The 18,188-nt window shown below is 43.9% G+C and carries 14 protein-coding genes; 7 read left to right on the top strand and 7 right to left on the bottom strand.

Annotated features, from left to right (window positions below):
- Positions 1-65: 65 nt before the first annotated feature.
- Positions 66-695 carry a 23S rRNA (uridine(2552)-2'-O)-methyltransferase RlmE gene (rlmE, locus tag AACU28_RS11615; RefSeq protein ID WP_004734508.1) on the bottom strand — a complete coding sequence of 210 codons (630 nt, stop codon included), beginning with the start codon at positions 693-695 and terminating at the stop codon, positions 66-68.
- A gap of 114 nt (positions 696-809) precedes the next feature.
- Here rlmE and yhbY point away from each other — a divergent pair, with 114 nt between their 5' ends.
- Positions 810-1,106, top strand: a complete 297-nt coding sequence (yhbY, locus tag AACU28_RS11610; protein WP_004734509.1) for a ribosome assembly RNA-binding protein YhbY — start codon at positions 810-812, stop codon at positions 1,104-1,106.
- A gap of 125 nt (positions 1,107-1,231) precedes the next feature.
- On the opposite strand, the gene greA is transcribed toward yhbY, so the two are convergent.
- The gene (gene greA, locus AACU28_RS11605) at positions 1,232-1,705 is read right to left on the bottom strand and encodes a transcription elongation factor GreA (protein WP_017079993.1); all 474 of its coding nucleotides are present in this window, start codon (positions 1,703-1,705) and stop codon (positions 1,232-1,234) included.
- Between the two features lie 513 nt (positions 1,706-2,218).
- On the opposite strand from greA, the gene AACU28_RS11600 reads away from it, so the two are divergent.
- A complete protein-coding gene (locus AACU28_RS11600) occupies positions 2,219-3,262 on the top strand; it encodes a porin (RefSeq protein WP_121602972.1) in 1,044 nt (347 codons plus the stop codon).
- A 139-nt stretch (positions 3,263-3,401) separates the two neighbouring features.
- Entirely contained in the window at positions 3,402-4,835 is a 1,434-nt protein-coding gene (gene dacB / locus AACU28_RS11595) for a serine-type D-Ala-D-Ala carboxypeptidase (protein WP_121602971.1), read from the top strand.
- A gap of 134 nt (positions 4,836-4,969) precedes the next feature.
- Here dacB and AACU28_RS11590 read toward each other — a convergent pair whose 3' ends face one another.
- Entirely contained in the window at positions 4,970-5,815 is an 846-nt protein-coding gene (locus AACU28_RS11590; protein ID WP_121602970.1) for a magnesium transporter, read from the bottom strand.
- Positions 5,816-6,243: 428 nt separating this feature from the next.
- Positions 6,244-7,431, bottom strand: coding sequence for a tyrosine--tRNA ligase (tyrS, locus tag AACU28_RS11585; protein ID WP_004734518.1), 1,188 nt, complete (start codon positions 7,429-7,431; stop codon positions 6,244-6,246).
- Between the two features lie 129 nt (positions 7,432-7,560).
- On the opposite strand from tyrS, the gene AACU28_RS11580 reads away from it, so the two are divergent.
- On the top strand, positions 7,561-8,850 hold the full coding sequence (locus AACU28_RS11580) for a peptidoglycan DD-metalloendopeptidase family protein (protein ID WP_121602969.1): 1,290 nt from the start codon (positions 7,561-7,563) through the stop codon (positions 8,848-8,850).
- Between the two features lie 96 nt (positions 8,851-8,946).
- Here AACU28_RS11580 and AACU28_RS11575 read toward each other — a convergent pair whose 3' ends face one another.
- From AACU28_RS11575 to erpA, 3 genes are all read right to left on the bottom strand, one after another.
- Complete coding sequence (locus AACU28_RS11575) at positions 8,947-12,054, bottom strand: efflux RND transporter permease subunit (RefSeq protein ID WP_121602968.1); 3,108 nt, start codon at positions 12,052-12,054, stop codon at positions 8,947-8,949.
- Between the two features lie 10 nt (positions 12,055-12,064).
- Positions 12,065-13,189: an efflux RND transporter periplasmic adaptor subunit gene (locus tag AACU28_RS11570; protein ID WP_121602967.1), complete on the bottom strand. Its 1,125-nt coding sequence runs from the start codon at positions 13,187-13,189 to the stop codon at positions 12,065-12,067.
- Between the two features lie 339 nt (positions 13,190-13,528).
- Complete coding sequence (gene erpA, locus AACU28_RS11565; protein ID WP_004734539.1) at positions 13,529-13,870, bottom strand: iron-sulfur cluster insertion protein ErpA; 342 nt, start codon at positions 13,868-13,870, stop codon at positions 13,529-13,531.
- A gap of 296 nt (positions 13,871-14,166) precedes the next feature.
- Between erpA and hemL the strand changes: the two genes are divergently transcribed.
- From hemL to rsmC, 3 genes are all read left to right on the top strand, one after another.
- Positions 14,167-15,462, top strand: coding sequence for a glutamate-1-semialdehyde 2,1-aminomutase (gene hemL / locus AACU28_RS11560; protein ID WP_017084255.1), 1,296 nt, complete (start codon positions 14,167-14,169; stop codon positions 15,460-15,462).
- A gap of 343 nt (positions 15,463-15,805) precedes the next feature.
- Entirely contained in the window at positions 15,806-16,891 is a 1,086-nt protein-coding gene (locus tag AACU28_RS11555; RefSeq protein ID WP_004734536.1) for an AI-2E family transporter, read from the top strand.
- 110 nt (positions 16,892-17,001) lie between these two features.
- Entirely contained in the window at positions 17,002-18,024 is a 1,023-nt protein-coding gene (rsmC, locus tag AACU28_RS11550) for a 16S rRNA (guanine(1207)-N(2))-methyltransferase RsmC (RefSeq protein WP_017088379.1), read from the top strand.
- Positions 18,025-18,188 lie beyond the last annotated feature (164 nt).

Raw genomic sequence — 18,188 nt, 5'->3', positions numbered from 1 at the left:
AGGTAGGGTACTACAGTTTGTAACCTGTAGCCATGTTGTTAACTCTCACTCTTGGAAGAGAATCGTTAACCTTTGTAACCAGTTGCTACGATAAACACTTCACGAGATCGAGCTCGAGAAGAGTCGGGTTTTCTCACTTTGACTGTTTTAAACATCTCACGGACGTCCTTAACATATTGGTCAAACCCTTCGCCTTGGAATACTTTTACAACAAAACTACCATTGGTAGCTAGAACTTGTCGACACATATCCAAAGCTAATTCAACTAAATACATAGCTCTCGGCTGATCCACAGAATTGTTGCCTGCTATATTAGGTGCCATATCAGACATCACGACATCAACCATGTTTGGTTGTATACGTTCCAACAAGGCATCTAGCACAGCTTCTTCGCGGAAATCACCTTGTAAAAAGCTCACTCCAGCAATCGGATCCATAGGTAGCAAGTCACAAGCAATGATTTGACCGTTGTCTCCGATAATCTTAGCAGCATATTGAGACCAACCGCCAGGCGCTGCGCCCAAATCCACAATGGTCATCCCAGGAGTCAGCAATTTATCTTTCGTTTGAATCTCTTCCATTTTGAAATAAGCACGCGAACGATAGCCTCTTTTTCTTGCTTCATTTGCATACTTGTCGTCGAAGTGTTCCTTCAACCAACGGCCTGAACTGGCCGAGTGTTTCTGTTTGCTCATTGGATACCTAAATTGGAGGAAAGTACTAATTGCTGAATAAATTATAGTCTTCAGCTTTAGATGGCGTTAAAATAGGTTTTTTCAACCCTAATACTAAATAAAATTGGCCGCGTAATGAACCTAAGTACCAAACAAAAGCAGCATCTAAAGGGCCTAGCTCACAGTTTAAAACCTGTAGTGCTAATGGGCGCAAATGGACTTACTGAAGCTGTTCTAGCGGAAATCGAATTAGCTCTAGACCACCACGAACTGATCAAGATTAAAGTTGCATCAGAAGACCGTGAGACTAAGCAACTGATTATCGATGCAATTGTACGTGAATCTAAAGCTGAGAAAGTACAGACTATCGGTAAAGTTCTAGTACTGTTCCGTCAGTCAGAAGCACGTAAAATCGAGATTCCACGCAAATAAGCTAGTTTGACATCAAGCTAGCTCCACAATAAGAAAGCCACCGTGCTTATCTTTTAGTGTAGCGTGAGAAACGAAAAAGGTCGCATTAGCGACCTTTTTACTTATTAGAACCAAAGTAAATTCAATTAGATGTATTCTACTTTGTCGATTTCGAAATCTTTATCACCGCCAGGTGTAGAGATAATAACCTCGTCACCTTCCATCTTACCAATAAGGCCACGAGCGATCGGTGATTTCACCGAAATGCGGCCAGTTTTGATTTCAGCTTCATCTTCAGAAACGATTTGGTAACGGAACTCTTCATCAGTATCTACGTCAATCAAAGTAACCGTAGTACCAAAGATAACCTTGCCTGTGTTATCCATTTGAGTTACGTCGATGATCTGAGCTAGCGATAGCTTGTATTCGATATCTCGAATTTGAGCTTCACAAATACCCTGCTCTTCACGAGCGGCGTGATATTCAGCGTTCTCTTTCAAGTCACCGAGTTCACGAGCTTCACCTATAGCTGCTGAAATAATAGGACGTAGCTTAAGTAGGCGATCTAATTCGTCACGTAGCTTCTGAGCGCCACGTACTGTCATTGGAACCTTTTCCATTTTTTACCTCTATGCCAAAGCTTTCTTTGGCCAACATAAATACACCCAACGCATTTATTGGGTGATAGAAACAAAACGATTTGGCTTAGTGTAAACAAACTTTATGGCTAAATCACCTTTATTCCACTTTGCGTTATAAAAGCTTTATCTAGGTCTAAATTACAGACATCACAAAAATGAATAATAACTCCCCCATCAATAAGTAGGGAGTTAAATACCTAAAAAAACAAAAAACAAACAAAATAAACACAGATCACACTTTTATAAAAAACACTTTAAAACATACACTTAAACAACAAGAGATATAATAAAACAGTGTTCATTTTTTAGTTTTATATCATTTTACTAACTAACTATGGAACTTTAGAGGTAAAAAGTAACCCATGGATTGCACTGGCATTTTTCAGACTTCTGTTCTAATCATGATTATGAAGCCTGATTAATACAGGCAATACACAAAAGGGTTCAAATCCTTGATAAAACTTCTATGGACAGTAATTAGGAATTAATAACATGAACAAGACTATGATCGCGCTTGCTGTATCGGCTGCAGCTCTTGCTACTAACGCAGTAGCAGCGGACGGTAAACAAGCTGGTGGTATCGACGGTACTTCTGTATACAGCTCAAATGGCACTTCTCTTGAAATCGGTGGTCGTGCTGAAGCTCGTCTATCTATGAAAGATGGCAAAGCTGAAGACAAAACACGTGTACGTCTTAACTTCCTAGGTAAAGTTGAAATCCAAGACGGCTTATATGGTGTTGGTTTCTACGAAGGCGAATACGAAGCTAACGATAGCAGCGCAACTAACAGCGACTCTATTGACCACCGCTACACTTACGCTGGTATCGGCGGTACATTCGGTGAAGTAACTTACGGTAAAAACGACGGTGCGCTAGGCGTAATCACAGACTTTACTGATATCATGTCTTACCACGGTAACTCAGCAGCAGACAAACTTGCAGCAGCAGACCGTACTGACAACATGCTTTCTTACAAAGGTCAATTCCAAGACCTAAGCGTTAAAGCAAGCTACCGCTTTGCTGACCGTTCTGAAACTAACGGAGAGTTCAACGACAACGGTGAAGATGGTTACTCTCTATCTGGTATCTACGCAATCGGCGATTCTGGCTTTAAGCTAGGTGCTGGTTACGCTGATCAAGACCTAGAAAACGAGTACATGCTAGCAGCATCTTTCCGCACTGAAGCTCTATACTTTGCTGGTGTATTCACAGATGGTGAGAAAGCTACTACTTCCGGTCTTCTAAACAAAACTGTAGATTACACAGGTTACGAATTCGCAACTGCGTACACGCTAGACAAAACTGCGTTTACTCTAACGTACAACAACGCAGAAACTAACGATGAGACTTCTGCTGATAACGTTGCTATCGATGCGACTTACTACTTCAAGCCTAACTTCCGTACTTACATCTCGTACAACTTCAACCTAATCTCTGAAGGCGACAAGATTGGCGGTACTTCTCTAGTAAACGGCACAGCATCTAAAGCACAAGCTGAAGACGAGCTAGCTCTAGGTCTACGTTACGACTTCTAATTCTAATTCTAATTCTAATTGTTTAATTGTTTAATTGTTTAATTGTTTAATTAGTTAATTGAGAATCAAAACGCCCGCTATCTAGCGGGCGTTTTTTATATCTGTATACTGAAAACATCAGCCATCCAAGAAATCTTCTATGCGCCTTCTATCCACACTACTTGTATGTAGTTTTTCCATTAGCGCTTTCTCAGTTAACGCTTTCGCTTACCCCCCTCTAGATAAACTGCCTGATGGCAGTAGCACAAGTGTAATTTTGGAATCCCTGAGAGGCGATTCAAACAAAATGAATTCCAACAGTGATGGCTTCTACCCGCCCGCCAGTACTTTAAAGCTGGTGACAGCCCTGGCTGCTAAGTTGGAGTTAGGGGATGACTTTCACTACACGACCAGCATTGCCCGTTCTGGGAATGACTCAATCATTTCATTTAGTGGCGACCCGACCCTACAACGAGAACAGCTTAAAAGCCTTTTGGCTCAATACGCAAAATCTCAATCCAGAACCATCAAGGGCAACTTATACCTAGATAACTCGACTTTTACGGGCTATCAGCGAGCCGTTGGCTGGCCTTGGGACATTCTAGGGGTTTGTTACAGCGCGCCTTCGAGTGCGATGACCTTAGACAGCAACTGCGCACAAGCCTCTATTTATACAAAAGATAATGGCAGCACTCGTGTCTATATTCCCGCTCACTATCCGATAGACGTGACAACCACCGCAGCCACCGTAACTCGATCAGGGCAGAAGGCGACACAATGCGACTTAGAGCTCATTACCACTCCAGACAACGCTTACAAGCTCTCTGGTTGCTTAGTAGAGCGTAAGAAGCCACTACCACTCAAGTTTGCGATTCAAAACCCCGAGCTTTATACCTATCAAGTCGTGGGCTCGCTTCTTAAAGAGCTGAAAATCCAAGTTAATGGCGATATGATTATTGGTAAAAAAGCTAAAGCAGATAAAACCAAGTTAGTCGCGAGCCACCATTCAGAAAAGCTTCCTGAACTGCTCGATACCATGCTGAAGAAATCAGACAATCTAATAGCAGACAACCTAACCAAAACACTGGGTGCAACGTTTTATGTCCAACCGGGCAGCTTCAATAACGGCACAGAAGCAATAAAGCAGATATTACTGACCAAGGCCAACATTGATCTAAGCAAAGCTCAGTTGGTCGATGGCTCAGGATTATCGAGAAATAATCGTATGACCTCGCAAACCATGGCTCAGGTTCTGCGTTACATCTGGGATAACGACAAACAGATCAACCTAATTGAGGCAATGCCAACATCAGGTACTAATGGCACGCTTAAATACCGTCAAAGCATGAGGAAAGCACCAATCCAAGGTAATATTATTGCGAAAAGTGGGTCTTTGTACGGTAGCTACAACATGGCAGGTTTTGGTTTAGACAAAGCGGGCAATCCAAACTCTCTGTTTGTACAGTTTGTCCGTGATTACTTTCCGGAAGAGCAAGATCCAGAAAAACCTGTAGAAGCACCAATCACCCAGTTTGAACGTGCTTTCTACAAAGATGTGGTCGAATTCAGTCAAACACAAAGCAAATCTAAGTAATGTTTAGCTCTCTGTAAGCTTCTACTTAAACAATAAAAATGGCGCTGAAGATTTAAGATCTTCAGCGCCATTTTTATCCCTAAGGTGTTTTTCTTCGAAAGTGTTTTTTTTTCCAGAATATTTATTTAAGGGCGTTAAGCAATGCCCAAGAATGAATTCACTACCGTGAAGTAAATCCACATCCCCGAAATATCGACTACTGAAGCCAAGACAGGGCTCACCAGCACCGCAGGATCTAACTTGAATAACCGAGCAACAATCGGCAATCCAGCGCCAAGTACGGTTGATATTGTCACTTGAATAAACAGAGCGACAGCAATCGCGTAAGCAATCATATTAATGTCGTAACCACCCGTTGATTGGTTGTCACTGAACAGTAAGATGCGGCCTATCATCACCAAGGCAATCGCAAGTGCTAAGCAAATCGCGACTCTAAATTCTTTCCAAAGAACGTTCGCCCACTGGCGTTTCTTCAATTCCCCTGTGGCTAAAGCTCTAATGACCAAAGTCGCAGCTTGTGTTCCTGTGTTGCCACCCGCAGCGGCGATTACCGGCATATAAATCGCAAGAAGTACTAGCTGGCTAAGGATATCTTCATACTGAGCAATGATAAGCCCAGAGACAATACCCAGTAACGCCAAGGCAATAATCCAACCGATACGTTGCCTTACATGGCTTAGCACTCCAGTCGAAAGGTAACCTTGTTGCGGTTCAACCTCTGAGTAGATCAGCCCTAGTTGGTGAGCTAGATGTCGAGAGCGCTTCTCAAAGCCCTGCTCTTCTAGCTCACTAAGTAAAGTCTGAATCGTACTAAGAGAACATTGCCCCAGAACTAACACCGCATCTTCAAGCGGCATTCTGTTCAAAAGGTTAATTTGTTGCTCACGTCCGTACTGTTGAAAGGCATTAGATACAGCTTGGATGTCTTGCTCTGTGTACAAAGCTTCGATAGATAAAAAAGTGTTGTTCATTACCGTCATGGCGAATCTCCCGATTGGCAAAGGTAACGACCATCAAAACAAATAGCATAAGTTTATAGATTTATAGATTTATAGATTTATAGATTTATAGATTTATGCGCACCAAGAGCTGAAAGCTACTGGTGTGTCTACTTGTTAGAATCTAGTGTGTGGAAAAGAATGAGGGGGAAAAACAAAGATACCCTACCCGAACGGCAGGACAATAGATCAATACCGAGACGGGTTATTCTTCTCCATTCAAACTAGGAGGATGGTCGGTATTGTTCATAAAAATCTCCAGAATTACTGTCAATATGACAGCGCGCATAGTGTAGCAATAGCCGTTCAAAAACTTCGTCAAATTCCTGTCAATAAATAGGAGTCAATAATTAGGGGCAATAAAAAAGGCATCCGTAGATGCCTTTTCGTTAAATCATTGAGATTTAATATTACTTGATAGTAATACGAGCAAACTTACGCTTACCTACTTGGTAAACTGCAGTACCAGCTTCAGGTACGAATTTGCTATCTTCAATCTTCTCGCCTTCAAGCTTAGCAGCACCTTGCTTGATCATACGCATCGCATCAGAAGTAGAGTTTACAAGACCCGCTTCTTTTAGAACGTTCGCAATCGGTAGGCCGGCTTCGAATTCAAATTCAGGCATTTCATCAGGAACTTGGTTCTTAGCAAAACGGTTAACGAACTCTTGCTCAGCGGCTTCAGCATCTGCTTCACTGTGGAAACGAGCAATGATCTCTTTCGCTAGAAGTACTTTAACGTCACGAGGGTTTTTGCCCGCCTCAACGCCAGCTTTCAGTTCCGCAACTTCTTCAAGTGGACGGAAAGACAGTAGCTCGTAGTAGCTCCACATTAGATCGTCAGAGATAGACATGATCTTACCAAACATCTCGCTTGGTGCTTCGCTAATACCGATGTAGTTGTGCGCAGACTTAGACATCTTCTTAACGCCGTCTAGACCTACAAGTAATGGCATCATCAGTACCGCTTGTGGTTTTTGACCTGCTGCTTTTTGCAGTTCACGACCCATTAGAAGGTTAAACTTCTGGTCAGTACCACCAAGCTCAACATCACTCTCTAGTGCAACAGAGTCGTGACCTTGTAGAAGTGGGTACATGAATTCGTGGATTGCGATCGGTTGACCACCAGCGTAACGCTTTTTAAAGTCATCACGCTCAAGCATACGAGCAACAGTTTGGTTAGAAGCAAGACGAATCATGCCTTCTGCACCAAGCTCAGATAACCACTCAGAGTTGAAACGAATTTGCGTTTTCGCAGGATCTAGAATCTTGAATACTTGCTCTTTGTAAGTTTCAGCATTCTTCAATACGTCTTCACGGCTTAGCGGTGGACGCGTTGAGTTCTTACCTGATGGATCACCAACCATTGCAGTGAAATCACCAATAAGGAATGTCACTTCATGACCAAGCTCTTGGAAAGCACGAAGCTTGTTAAAGATAACCGTATGGCCTAGGTGGATATCTGGAGCAGTTGGATCGGCACCCAGCTTAATGCGTAAAGGACGACCTTCTTTTAGTTTCGCAATCAGTTCGTCTTCTGGAATCAGTTCTTCTACGCCACGTTTGATCTCGGCTAGTGCAGCTTCAATACTCGCCATTCTTGTTCACTCCCACAGATTTGGCAAAAATATAATAATTAGACATCTTACTTGAATAGCGATGTATTTTGAAACCAGTTACACTATTCCGTCGTCGATTTTCATAATATTTACAGAACGAACCGGAACATGTTGTCTATTTTTGCACGCCTTCCTATTTTGCACCGGGCTTTTATCGCATTTTTTAGTGCCGTAATTTTCGTCGCGATCTTCTTACTCCCCGATGTCAGCAGTTTACGTGACGATACGGGCGCTTTAGTGGTGGGGAAACATTACCCACTGACTATCAATGCATCTGCACTTGTTAGCTCGAGTGACGCACCGCCGACGGCAGTGCTTAATTGGGAGAAATACACCGTTCGTTCTGGCGAAAGCACCTCTGTTTTATTCGAACGCATTGGCCTCTCATACCGCTTGCTGATCACGCTACTCAATACCAATAATGATATTAAGAAGCAACTGTCTGACCTAAGACCTGGCGATGTATTGCAGTTTGGTTTTGATGAAAACAACGACCTTATTCAGTTAAAACGACAACTTAGTGCGTTTGAAAGCTTCAACATCACTAAGTCTGGCGATTCGTTTACCTCTAGCATCGACAAGAAAGAAGTTGCCTACCAATACAATTACGCTGAAGCCAACATCACGTCTAACTTCTGGAATGCAGGCGTTAGCGCAGGTTTAACCGCAAACCAAATCATGGAACTCGCCGGTATCTTCGGTTGGGATATCGACTTTGCATTGGATATTCGTAAGAACGACAGCTTCAAAATCTTGTACCAAGAGAAAGTGGTTGAAGGTGAGGTGGTTGGTCGCGGTAAGATCATGGCAGCCGTATTCAAAAACCAAGGCGATTCATTTACCGCGGTATTGGATGATAAGAGCGGCAACTACTTCGATGAAAATGGTCGAGCAATGAAGAAAGCGTTCTTGCGCTCACCAATTGATTTTCGTCGCGTAACATCGAACTTTAATCCTACCAGGAGACACCCAGTAACCGGTAAGGTTCGAGCTCACCGCGGTACTGACTACGCAGCCCCTGTTGGCACACCTATCTGGGCAGCTGGTGACGGTATTGTTCAGAAATCGGGTTACAACCAATTCAATGGTAACTACGTGTTTATCCGCCACAGCAACACCTACATCACCAAGTACCTGCACATGAAGCGACGTATGGTGAAAACAGGTCAGCGCGTAAAACAAGGCCAAACCATTGGTACTTTGGGTGGCACAGGCCGTGTGACTGGCCCGCACTTACATTATGAATTCTTGGTTAATGGCGTACATAAAAATGCGCGTACCGTGAAATTACCGCAATCTAAGTCGTTAACAGGTAAAGCAAAAGCAACATTTATTGCGAACTCAGAAATTCGATTGAGTAACCTAGAGCGATACGGCCAGTTACTAGCAACTAATTAGGTTACTAGCGACTAATTAGACTAATAGCCATATAAACCAACGAAAAGAGCGCCCACCAAGACGCTCTTTTTATGTCCGTCGAACTAGGACTTATCTTTAACCGTCGTTACTTGGGAGCACATCGGGCTTCTTATCTCGCCCTAGCATCAGCAAACAAGGCGTCAGCACCAAAGTTAGTACTGTAGCAAAGGCCAAACCTCCCGCAATGGCTGTAGCAAGTTGCGACCACCATTGCGTGCTCGGCGCGCCGAATTCTATCTTTTGATTAATCAGATCGATGTTCATTTCTAACACCATCGGCATCAAGCCTAAAATGGTGGTAACCGTAGTTAGCATTACTGGCCTTAAACGCTGAACACCCGTCCTGAGAATCGCATCTCGCTTGTCCAAGCCGCGTTTTATCAGTTGGTTATAGGTATCAATCAGCACAATATTGTTGTTTACCACAATTCCTGCCAACGCTATCACTCCAATACCGGACATCACAATGCCAAACGGACGCTGGAAGATAAGCAAACCAACAAACACACCAACCGTTGAGAACAGCACCGCACTAAGAATCAAAAACGCTTGATAGAAGCTATTGAACTGAGTAATCAAAATCAAAGCCATCACCGCCAATGCAACTAAGAAAGCACTTTGTAAGAAGGCTGACGAGTTTTCTTGTTCTTCATTTTGACCACGAATACGAAACTCGACACTACTTGATAAGCCTAACTCACTTAACGCTTGCTCAATCTTTGGCAGTTCGAGTGCAAGGTTATAGCCCTCTTCCATATCCGCCATGATGTTCACGACACGCTTACCATCAAGACGCTTTATCGTGTCCTGCTTATGGTCTGGCACAATCTGAGCAAAGTTAGTGATCGGCACCAAGCCTGCTGGTGTTTTAACTCTTAGTTGGTCAAAGCGCCCAATATCTCTTTTATCGCTTGGATAGCGCACCAAGATATCGACCTCTTCTGAAGAATCATCTGGGAGGTAATCGCCAATCTTTAGCCCGTTAGTGACGAATTGAACGGTATTCCCCACCAAGGTCGCATCAGCCGAAAAACGCGCAGCATCATCTCTGCGAATATCCACTTTCCAATCGATGCCATCTTTACTCGCGGTATCACTTATATTGGTCAGTGCCTGATTGCCATCCGCCCAGTTTCTTACAATTTTTGCAGCCTGATTCAGCTGCTCTGGTGTTCTTGCCGAGAGCTCAATCACTAAGTCATTCTCAACCGGAGGCCCTGCATCTGGAAACTTATATTCAATCTCGACCCCTGCGTATTGATCGGTGTACACCTTTAATTCTTCAATGATCGCCTTAACACTGCGACGGTATTGCCAATCAACAGGGGTAATCGAGATCAAACCAATCTGATCATCACCACCCGTACGCGTATAAACGGTATCGAACTCATCATGATTGAGCATCATCAACTCAATATCACGCATGATGACATCTTTCTCTTGGATAGACAGATCACCATGGGAGCGAACTTTGACGTTAAAGAATGGCGGATCCACTTCTGGGAAGAACTCTGCGCCTAGACCTGCCTTTGAGTAAGTAAATCCAACCGCAACTGCAAGTAATATCGCACTGAACAGAATCTTAAAGGGGTGCTTAATCGCAATCGACAACGTGTGATAGTACGCTTTGGTTAAGCCTGTCGCTTGTGAAAAATCACCATTATGCAGTGCCACCATTCGAGCTTGGCTTTTGGGCGATACATATTGAGGTTTACCAATCAAACCACCGAGTACAGGCACAAACAACAACGCCATAATCAATGAAGCGGTTAAGGTTGCAATCAACGTTAATGGCAGGAACTTCATGAATTCGCCCGTTACATCCGGCCAAAACAGTAACGGAGCAAATGCAGCCAAGGTTGTAGCCGTTGATGCCGTTATTGGCCACGCCATCCGTTTCGCTGCATCTCGGTAAGCAGCTTTACGCCCTTCACCTTCTTGCATTCGCCTGTCGGCAAACTCGGTAACAACAATTGCGCCATCGACCAACATACCAACCGCCATGATCAACGAGAACAGCACCACGATGTTGACGGTTAGACCAAACACAGACAACACCAACAATCCCGTGAGGAACGATCCAGGAATTGAAATTCCGACCAATAGCGCGGTTCGAACACCAAGAATGGCGATGATAACGATCACCACTAAAATGATGGCGGACAAGATATTGTTTTGAAGATCGTTGAGCATGATCTTCACATCTTTAGATTCATCCCAGGTGTATTTAACTAATAAGTTATTTGGCCATTCCGCTTGTTGTTGAGCACCAGCCATAACCGCTTTAACTAACTCTACGGTTTCGATGATATTTTCACCTGCACGCTTCTTGATATCCAAGACCACCGCAGATTTACCATCTAAACGGGCAAAGCTTTCAGGATCTCGAAACGCTCGACGAACCGTGGCCACATCGCCAAAAGTGACCACCTGCTTGCCATCAACTTTGATTGGCAACTCAAGTACGTCTTTTAAGGAGTTAAACACCGAAGGGACTTTGACCGAAAAACGCCCGTAGCCTGTATCAACAAAGCCTGCGGCCACCACTCGGTTATTCAAAGCAATCAGATTATAGATGTCCGCTTGATCTAGGCTGTAACTCTCCATCAATAATGGATCAACGATGATTTCTACTATGTCATCGCGATCGCCTGCAATATCGACTTCAAGGATCTGACGATAGCTTTCGAGTTTATCTCCGAGCTCTCGAGCGATTTGTACTATGGTGCGCTCAGGCACGGTACCAAACAGAACCACTGACAACACAGGCTGCTCAGAAGCGAGGGTAACTTCATTTACAGTCGGCTCATCGCTATCTTCTGGCAATTTGGGCTTAGCCAGATCAACCGCGTCACGAACATCAGCCATCGCTTTAGTAAGATCGACGCCAACATTAAACTCTAACACCACAGAGGCGTGCCCTTCTGCTGCGGTTGCTGTCATCTCTTTTACGCCTTCGATTGACCTAAGCTCTTGCTCAATAGGTCGAACTAATAAACGTTCTGCATCCGTTGGCGAGATCCCTTGGTGCCCGACCGAAACATAGATAATTGGGATGGTAATATCTGGGCTCGATTCCTTAGGTATCGTGATATAGGTGACGACACCGGCGACAAGGATTAACGCTAAAAGGGAGAGCATTGTTCGAGCTCGAGACAAGGCTGCATCAATAATTGAATACATCGGCTATCTCCTACTCAGCAATTACATTAGAGAGTTCAGCGCCTTGCTCAACAGCAATCACAGAATCACCATCACGAACAAAACCTTGGCCGACTGTGATGATATCGACGCGTTGTCCGAGTCCTGTGAGCCAAACTCCATCTTGCTCTGCCTTTACTAGCTGAATGCCTACAAATTTCACGGTTGGTGAGTCATCGACTGAAACCAAAGTTTTGACCCCAAGGTTACCTGCCTCATCCAGCGCCAGCATGGCAGGTGTAATCTTGATTGCATCTCTTGTTTCTAGGTTGAGGGTTACTTCTGCACTGACACCTGCAGGTAATAGGCCTTTGGAATTATCGATTTCAATCTCTATTGGGAAGGTATTAGTAGCAGCAGAAGAGATACGAGAAACATAACGTAAAAGGCCTTCCGCTTCTTCTCGCCCTAACAAACGAACCAAAGCAGATTGATTGACTAACAAGTGTTGGATATGACGCTCACTGACATCGGCCTCAATAACCAAAGGATCGAGGTCAATCACACCTGCGACAGGGTCGCCAACGCCAACGAAATCGCCCAGTTCCACCATCAAGTCTTGAACCACACCAGAGAAAGGTGATGTGATTACTGTGTTCTTTAGAGCCAATTCCGCATTGCGTTTCATGGCCTTTGCTTCCGTTAGTGAAGCCTCTGCGGTGGTATAGGCTATCTCGCCTTGCAACCCTCTTTTCTTCAAAGACTGTGCTGCTTTGAATTCTTTTTGCTTCAAACGATATAACGCAGATGCTCGCTCCAACTGGATCTCTAAATCGCCTTTATCAATCTGCGCAATGGCTTGTCCAACTTTAACCGCATCGCCCTTAACAACGTTCAATCTAACAACCTTGCCCGCCACTTCAGCCCCCAAACGAGCATGTCTATCGGGTGCCGTTCGACCATAGAGATCAATCGTTTTAAAGGTCGGTGATGAAGTAAATGTTTGAAAAGAGACCTTCGCCAACGGAATTTCTGTCACTTTTTTCTCAGACGACTCTTCCGCTTGCCCTACGCCTAAACCAAGCCAAATCGACAACAGCACAACTAGAATCAGAGAAACCAACCACGGCTGCTTCAGTTTCTGAAAAAGTGGAGAGTTAGAAAATAGAGTGGGCATAGCAAATCCTTTTGTCCGATGTTATTAAGGCGCGCTAATTAGCTTAACACTGTCATATGCAACATCCTGATGCACTGCGGTAACCTTAACAGACCCACACCCAACGAAGTTGGACTCTATCGACAGTTTAAAAAATATGGCGTTTACTATAAGGCAGCTGGATAAAATAAAGATTACACATTCCCACCCTAAATACCTCTTAGTGTGTATGGCTAGAACAGGTCGAATTACTGTCTGTTTTATATGATGTATTTCTTAAAAACAAAAACGCCGAGCATGAGCTCAGCGTTTAAAATATTTTTAATGTAGCTCTCAGTTCAAGCTACCTTTCAGTTCACGTTAGACGCTAAATGATGCACCACAACCACATGTTGTTGTCGCGTTCGGGTTGTTCACAAAGAAACGAGCGCCTTCTAGGCCTTCAGTGTAATCAACCATGCCACCCATTAAGTACTGTAGGCTCATTGGGTCAACAACCAGCGTAACACCGCTGTTTACAATAGTAGTGTCGCCATCATTTACTTTTTCATCAAATGTGAAGCCGTATTGGAAACCACTACAACCGCCACCTGTAATGTATACACGCAGTTTTAGTTCTGGGTTTTCTTCTTCAGCAATTAGCGTTTGTACGCGTGTAGCTGCTGCATCAGAAAAAGACAATGGGATATTTACTTCGCTCACGACAACCTCTCTTACCTGTGTCAAAAACAACATGATACAAATCTAATTCGAGACCATAGTTGTTGAGTATTTTCTTATATTCTGGTGATTATCTAATACCTGACTGAAACGTTCAAGTATTCACCACAGGATCGTTCCTTTTACTGTCGTAAACTCGCCCATATCTGACAATTAAAACGTGTAACCACACAAAACAACCAGATTCGGGGGATTATATCGGCGAAAGCATTCCTAGTTGGATTCTGGATAGGTACAATGCGTGCCAATTGGTCCGACAGTCAAAAGAGGATATATCAATGACCAAATCAGCAGAACTGTATCAAAAGGCACAGCAAACTATTCCAGGTGGCGTTAACTCTCCAGTGCGCGCTTTTAACGGTGTAGGTGGTTCTCCAATCTTCGTTGATAGAGCTGACGGCCCACTTCTTTTTGATGCTGATGGGAAAGCATATATCGATTACGTTGGCTCTTGGGGCCCAATGATCCTTGGTCACAACCACGCAGTTATCCGTGAAGCTGTCATTGATGCAGCGCAACGCGGCCTTAGCTTCGGTGCTCCAACCGAAACTGAAATCAAAATGGCTGAACTTGTCTCTGAGATGGTTCCATCAATGGAACAGCTACGTATGGTGAGCTCAGGTACAGAAGCAACAATGAGTGCGATTCGTCTTGCTCGTGGCTTTACTGGTCGTGACAAAATTCTTAAGTTTGAAGGCTGTTACCACGGTCACGCAGACAGCCTACTGGTAAAAGCAGGTTCTGGTGCACTGACTTTAGGTCAACCAAGCTCTCCTGGCGTACCAGCTGATTTTGCGAAACTAACGCTAACAGCAACCTTCAACAATCTAGATTCAGTACGTGAAATCTTCGCAGCAAACAAAGGCGAGATCGCTTGTATCATCGTTGAGCCTGTAGCGGGTAACATGAATTGTATCCCTCCAGTAGAAGGCTTCCACGAAGGCCTACGTGAAATCTGTGACCAAGAAGGTGCGTTGCTAATCTTTGATGAAGTAATGACCGGTTTCCGCGTTGCTGAAGGTTGTGCTCAGGCTTACTACAACATCAAGCCAGACCTAACGTGTCTTGGTAAAGTGATTGGCGGCGGCATGCCTGTGGGTGCTTTCGGTGGTCGTAAAGACGTGATGCAATACATCGCGCCAACGGGCCCTGTTTACCAAGCGGGTACGCTTTCAGGTAACCCTGTTGCTATGGCAGCTGGCTACGCTTGTTTGAACCTTCTAAGAGAAGAAGGCAACGAAAAGCGTCTAGCATCAAAAACTAAGCAACTGGCTAATGGCTTCAAGCAACTTGCAGACAAGCACGGCATTCCAATGCTAGTCCACCAAGTTGGCGGTATGTTTGGTTTCTTCTTCACAGATCAAGAAACTGTGACGTGCTACGAAGATGTAACTAAGTGTGATGTCGAACGCTTCAAGCGCTTCTTCCACCTAATGTTAGATCACGGTGTTTACCTTGCACCTTCAGCATTCGAAGCAAGCTTTACTTCTCTTGCTCATGGTTCAAAAGAACTGGATGCAACACTAGAAGCTGCTGATCGCTCTCTTGCGATCATTGCTGCTGAAAGTAAATAGTCGAAAGCACTTTATAAGTTGCTAACCAATTGAATTTAGGGCTGCATTAGATGCAGCCCTTTTTAATACATCACGCTCGCTAACCACAAATATTGCAGCTTATTTACTGTTCGATTAAGGCTAAAACTGAACCAAAAACGCCTAACGTTCCCAGAAAAGAAAAACCAACAACATCAAGGTGCCAAGGAACATTCTGAACCAAGGGATCTCTTTTTTTGTTTGCTGTTCTTCATCTTGGCATTTCTTATCTTTATTACAGCATCCCATTATCAAAACTCCTCATTGCTAACTCTCTGTTTTGCAGCCATTATAAACTCAGAACGCAAATATAGAGACCATTAACGTGTCAGAAAAACTCAAAATCAATACCAGCCACTGGGTGATCATCATTGCCCTACTTGCGGCGGCTTATGCTTGTTACTTGCTTATAGAGCCGTACGTAAACTCAATCGTGATGGCCTTTATCATTTCACTATTGATGTTCCCGATCCATGAGTGGCTTGAAAAAAAGCTCCCGAATAAAGAAAACATCGTCTCTCTGCTGTCTTGTGTGATTCTGACTTTCATTATTGTTATCCCTTTATTGGCAGTATTCGCAGCAATTGTTCAGCAAGGCTCTCTGTTCTCTCAGAACACCTACCAATGGGTGACCCACGGCGGTATTCAGACTTTATTTGCACACCCATTAGTGGTCAAAGCGCTGTCATTTGTGAATAACTACTTGCCTTTCGACAACATTGAGCCTCAAGCCATCGCACAGAAAGTCGGTGAGTTCGCGACCAGCTTTGGTTCAAAACTGGTTGGTATCAGTGCAAAAATCCTTGGTGATGCGACCAATTTCTTGATGGATTTCTTCTTGATGCTGTTTGTTCTGTTCTTCCTACTAAGAGATCACGACAAAATCATCAGTGTGGTTCGTCATATTCTGCCACTATCTCGTAGTCAAGAAGACAAGCTTCTAACCGAGATTGAGCAAGTATCGAAATCAGCTGTAATGGGTTCATTCTTAACCGCAATAGCACAAGGTTTTGCGGGCGGTTTAGGTATGTGGATTGCCGGTTTCCCAGGCCTATTCTGGGGCACCATGATGGGCTTTGCCTCTTTCATCCCAGTTGTGGGTACCGCATTAATCTGGATCCCAGCAGCAACTTACTTGTTCCTAACTGGTGATACCACATGGGCGATTTTCCTAACGGTTTACTGTGTAGCGATTGTTGGTTCTATTGATAACCTGCTTCGTCCGCTGCTGATGCAAGGCAGTGCAGGCATGAATACCCTGATGATCTTCTTCTCACTGTTAGGTGGTATTCAATTGTTTGGCCTAATTGGTCTTATCTACGGCCCACTAATCTTTGCGATTACCATTGTCCTATTCAACATCTATGATGAAGAGTTTAAAGACTTTTTAAATCAGCAAGACAAGAGTTAACGAACTTGACGTCAACTTGATTGGCGAACCCGTATTAAACACTTCAAGCTTTGGGCGGATTATGCGAAAATCCGCCCTCATTTTTTGCTAACGATTCAATAGAGTGTCCTATGTCAGCTTATATTGCCCCAAGCCAGATTGCTCAACGCCAACTCGCCTACTTTGAAGGCAAACATGTTTTAGTTGCTGGTGAGGCAGAAGACTTATTCCCTGTTGAATTAGCGAAACATTGTGAATCAGTCACCGTGTTTACCTCTAATTACAGCTACTACCGTCAATTAGAAGGCTGCAACACCATCCAACGTTTTTATGGTGCGGAGTTTACCGAAGAAACCAAAGCCGACTTAGTGATGCTGTACTGGCCAAAGGCTAAAGCAGAAGCGGAATTTCTATTGGCGATGTTATTTGCCAAGCTAGGTAAAGATACCGAGATTGTCGTAGTTGGCGAGAATCGTTCTGGTGTTAAAAGTATCGAGAAGATGTTCGCTCCTTACGGCAAAGTCGTGAAATACGATTCGGCGCGCCGTTGCTCTTTCTACTGGGGTCAATGCTTCGAGCAACCACAAGCCTTTAACCTGCAAGACTGGTTTAAAACCTATACGGTTAACATTGATGAGCAATCACTGACTGTAAAAAGCCTTCCAGGTGTGTTTAGTCACGGCCAATTTGATGTAGGTAGCCAACTGCTACTTGATACTCTGCCAAAGCTGAAAGGTAAGGTACTGGATTTCGGTTGTGGTGCAGGTGTATTAGGCGCGGTAATGGCATCTCGTCACCCTGATATCGAGCTAGAAATGTGCGACATCAGTGCATTTGCCGTGGCATCAAGCCAAGCTACGTTAGAAGCGAACGGTTTAACGGGAAATGTCTTCGCCTCAGATGTCTATTCCGACACATCAAAAGACTACCAATTCATCATCAGTAACCCACCATTCCATTCTGGTTTGGATACAAGCTACAGCGCGACTGAGACCTTACTTGCTCAGGCTCCTAAGCATTTGAAACGTTCTGGCGAGATGATTATTGTTGCGAACAGTTTCTTAAAATACGTTCCAATTATTGAACAAGCGTTTGGAAAATGCGCGACTCTAAATAAGACCACTAAATTCGCGATCTACCACGCAAACAAATAGCCTATCTAGCACAGCGCAGGGTCATTATCTGCGCTGTCTGTTCATATTTCTATCAAAACTCTATAAAAATGAGCTTTTGCACACGCTTTAAATACCACTTACTTGTCAAAGTAAAAAAACTCGTTAATTTCGTTAAATTGGAACCCGTTAATTCTATTCTCTGT

This window comes from Vibrio sp. SBT000027, assembly GCF_963894355.1.
GTDB lineage: Bacteria > Pseudomonadota > Gammaproteobacteria > Enterobacterales > Vibrionaceae > Vibrio > Vibrio splendidus.
This window is presented reverse-complemented; position numbering and strand designations above follow the sequence as displayed.

What these genes read in the sequence shown, in the direction of transcription:
- rlmE (WP_004734508.1), bottom strand. Translation starts at nt 695, where the DNA reads ATGAGCAAACAGAAACACTCGGCCAGTTCAGGCCGTTGGTTGAAGGAA.
- yhbY (WP_004734509.1), top strand. Translation starts at nt 810, where the DNA reads ATGAACCTAAGTACCAAACAAAAGCAGCATCTAAAGGGCCTAGCTCAC.
- greA (WP_017079993.1), bottom strand. Translation starts at nt 1,705, where the DNA reads ATGGAAAAGGTTCCAATGACAGTACGTGGCGCTCAGAAGCTACGTGAC.
- AACU28_RS11600 (WP_121602972.1), top strand. Translation starts at nt 2,219, where the DNA reads ATGAACAAGACTATGATCGCGCTTGCTGTATCGGCTGCAGCTCTTGCT.
- dacB (WP_121602971.1), top strand. Translation starts at nt 3,402, where the DNA reads ATGCGCCTTCTATCCACACTACTTGTATGTAGTTTTTCCATTAGCGCT.
- AACU28_RS11590 (WP_121602970.1), bottom strand. Translation starts at nt 5,815, where the DNA reads ATGACGGTAATGAACAACACTTTTTTATCTATCGAAGCTTTGTACACA.
- tyrS (WP_004734518.1), bottom strand. Translation starts at nt 7,431, where the DNA reads ATGGCGAGTATTGAAGCTGCACTAGCCGAGATCAAACGTGGCGTAGAA.
- AACU28_RS11580 (WP_121602969.1), top strand. Translation starts at nt 7,561, where the DNA reads ATGTTGTCTATTTTTGCACGCCTTCCTATTTTGCACCGGGCTTTTATC.
- AACU28_RS11575 (WP_121602968.1), bottom strand. Translation starts at nt 12,054, where the DNA reads ATGTATTCAATTATTGATGCAGCCTTGTCTCGAGCTCGAACAATGCTC.
- AACU28_RS11570 (WP_121602967.1), bottom strand. Translation starts at nt 13,189, where the DNA reads ATGCCCACTCTATTTTCTAACTCTCCACTTTTTCAGAAACTGAAGCAG.
- hemL (WP_017084255.1), top strand. Translation starts at nt 14,167, where the DNA reads ATGACCAAATCAGCAGAACTGTATCAAAAGGCACAGCAAACTATTCCA.
- rsmC (WP_017088379.1), top strand. Translation starts at nt 17,002, where the DNA reads ATGTCAGCTTATATTGCCCCAAGCCAGATTGCTCAACGCCAACTCGCC.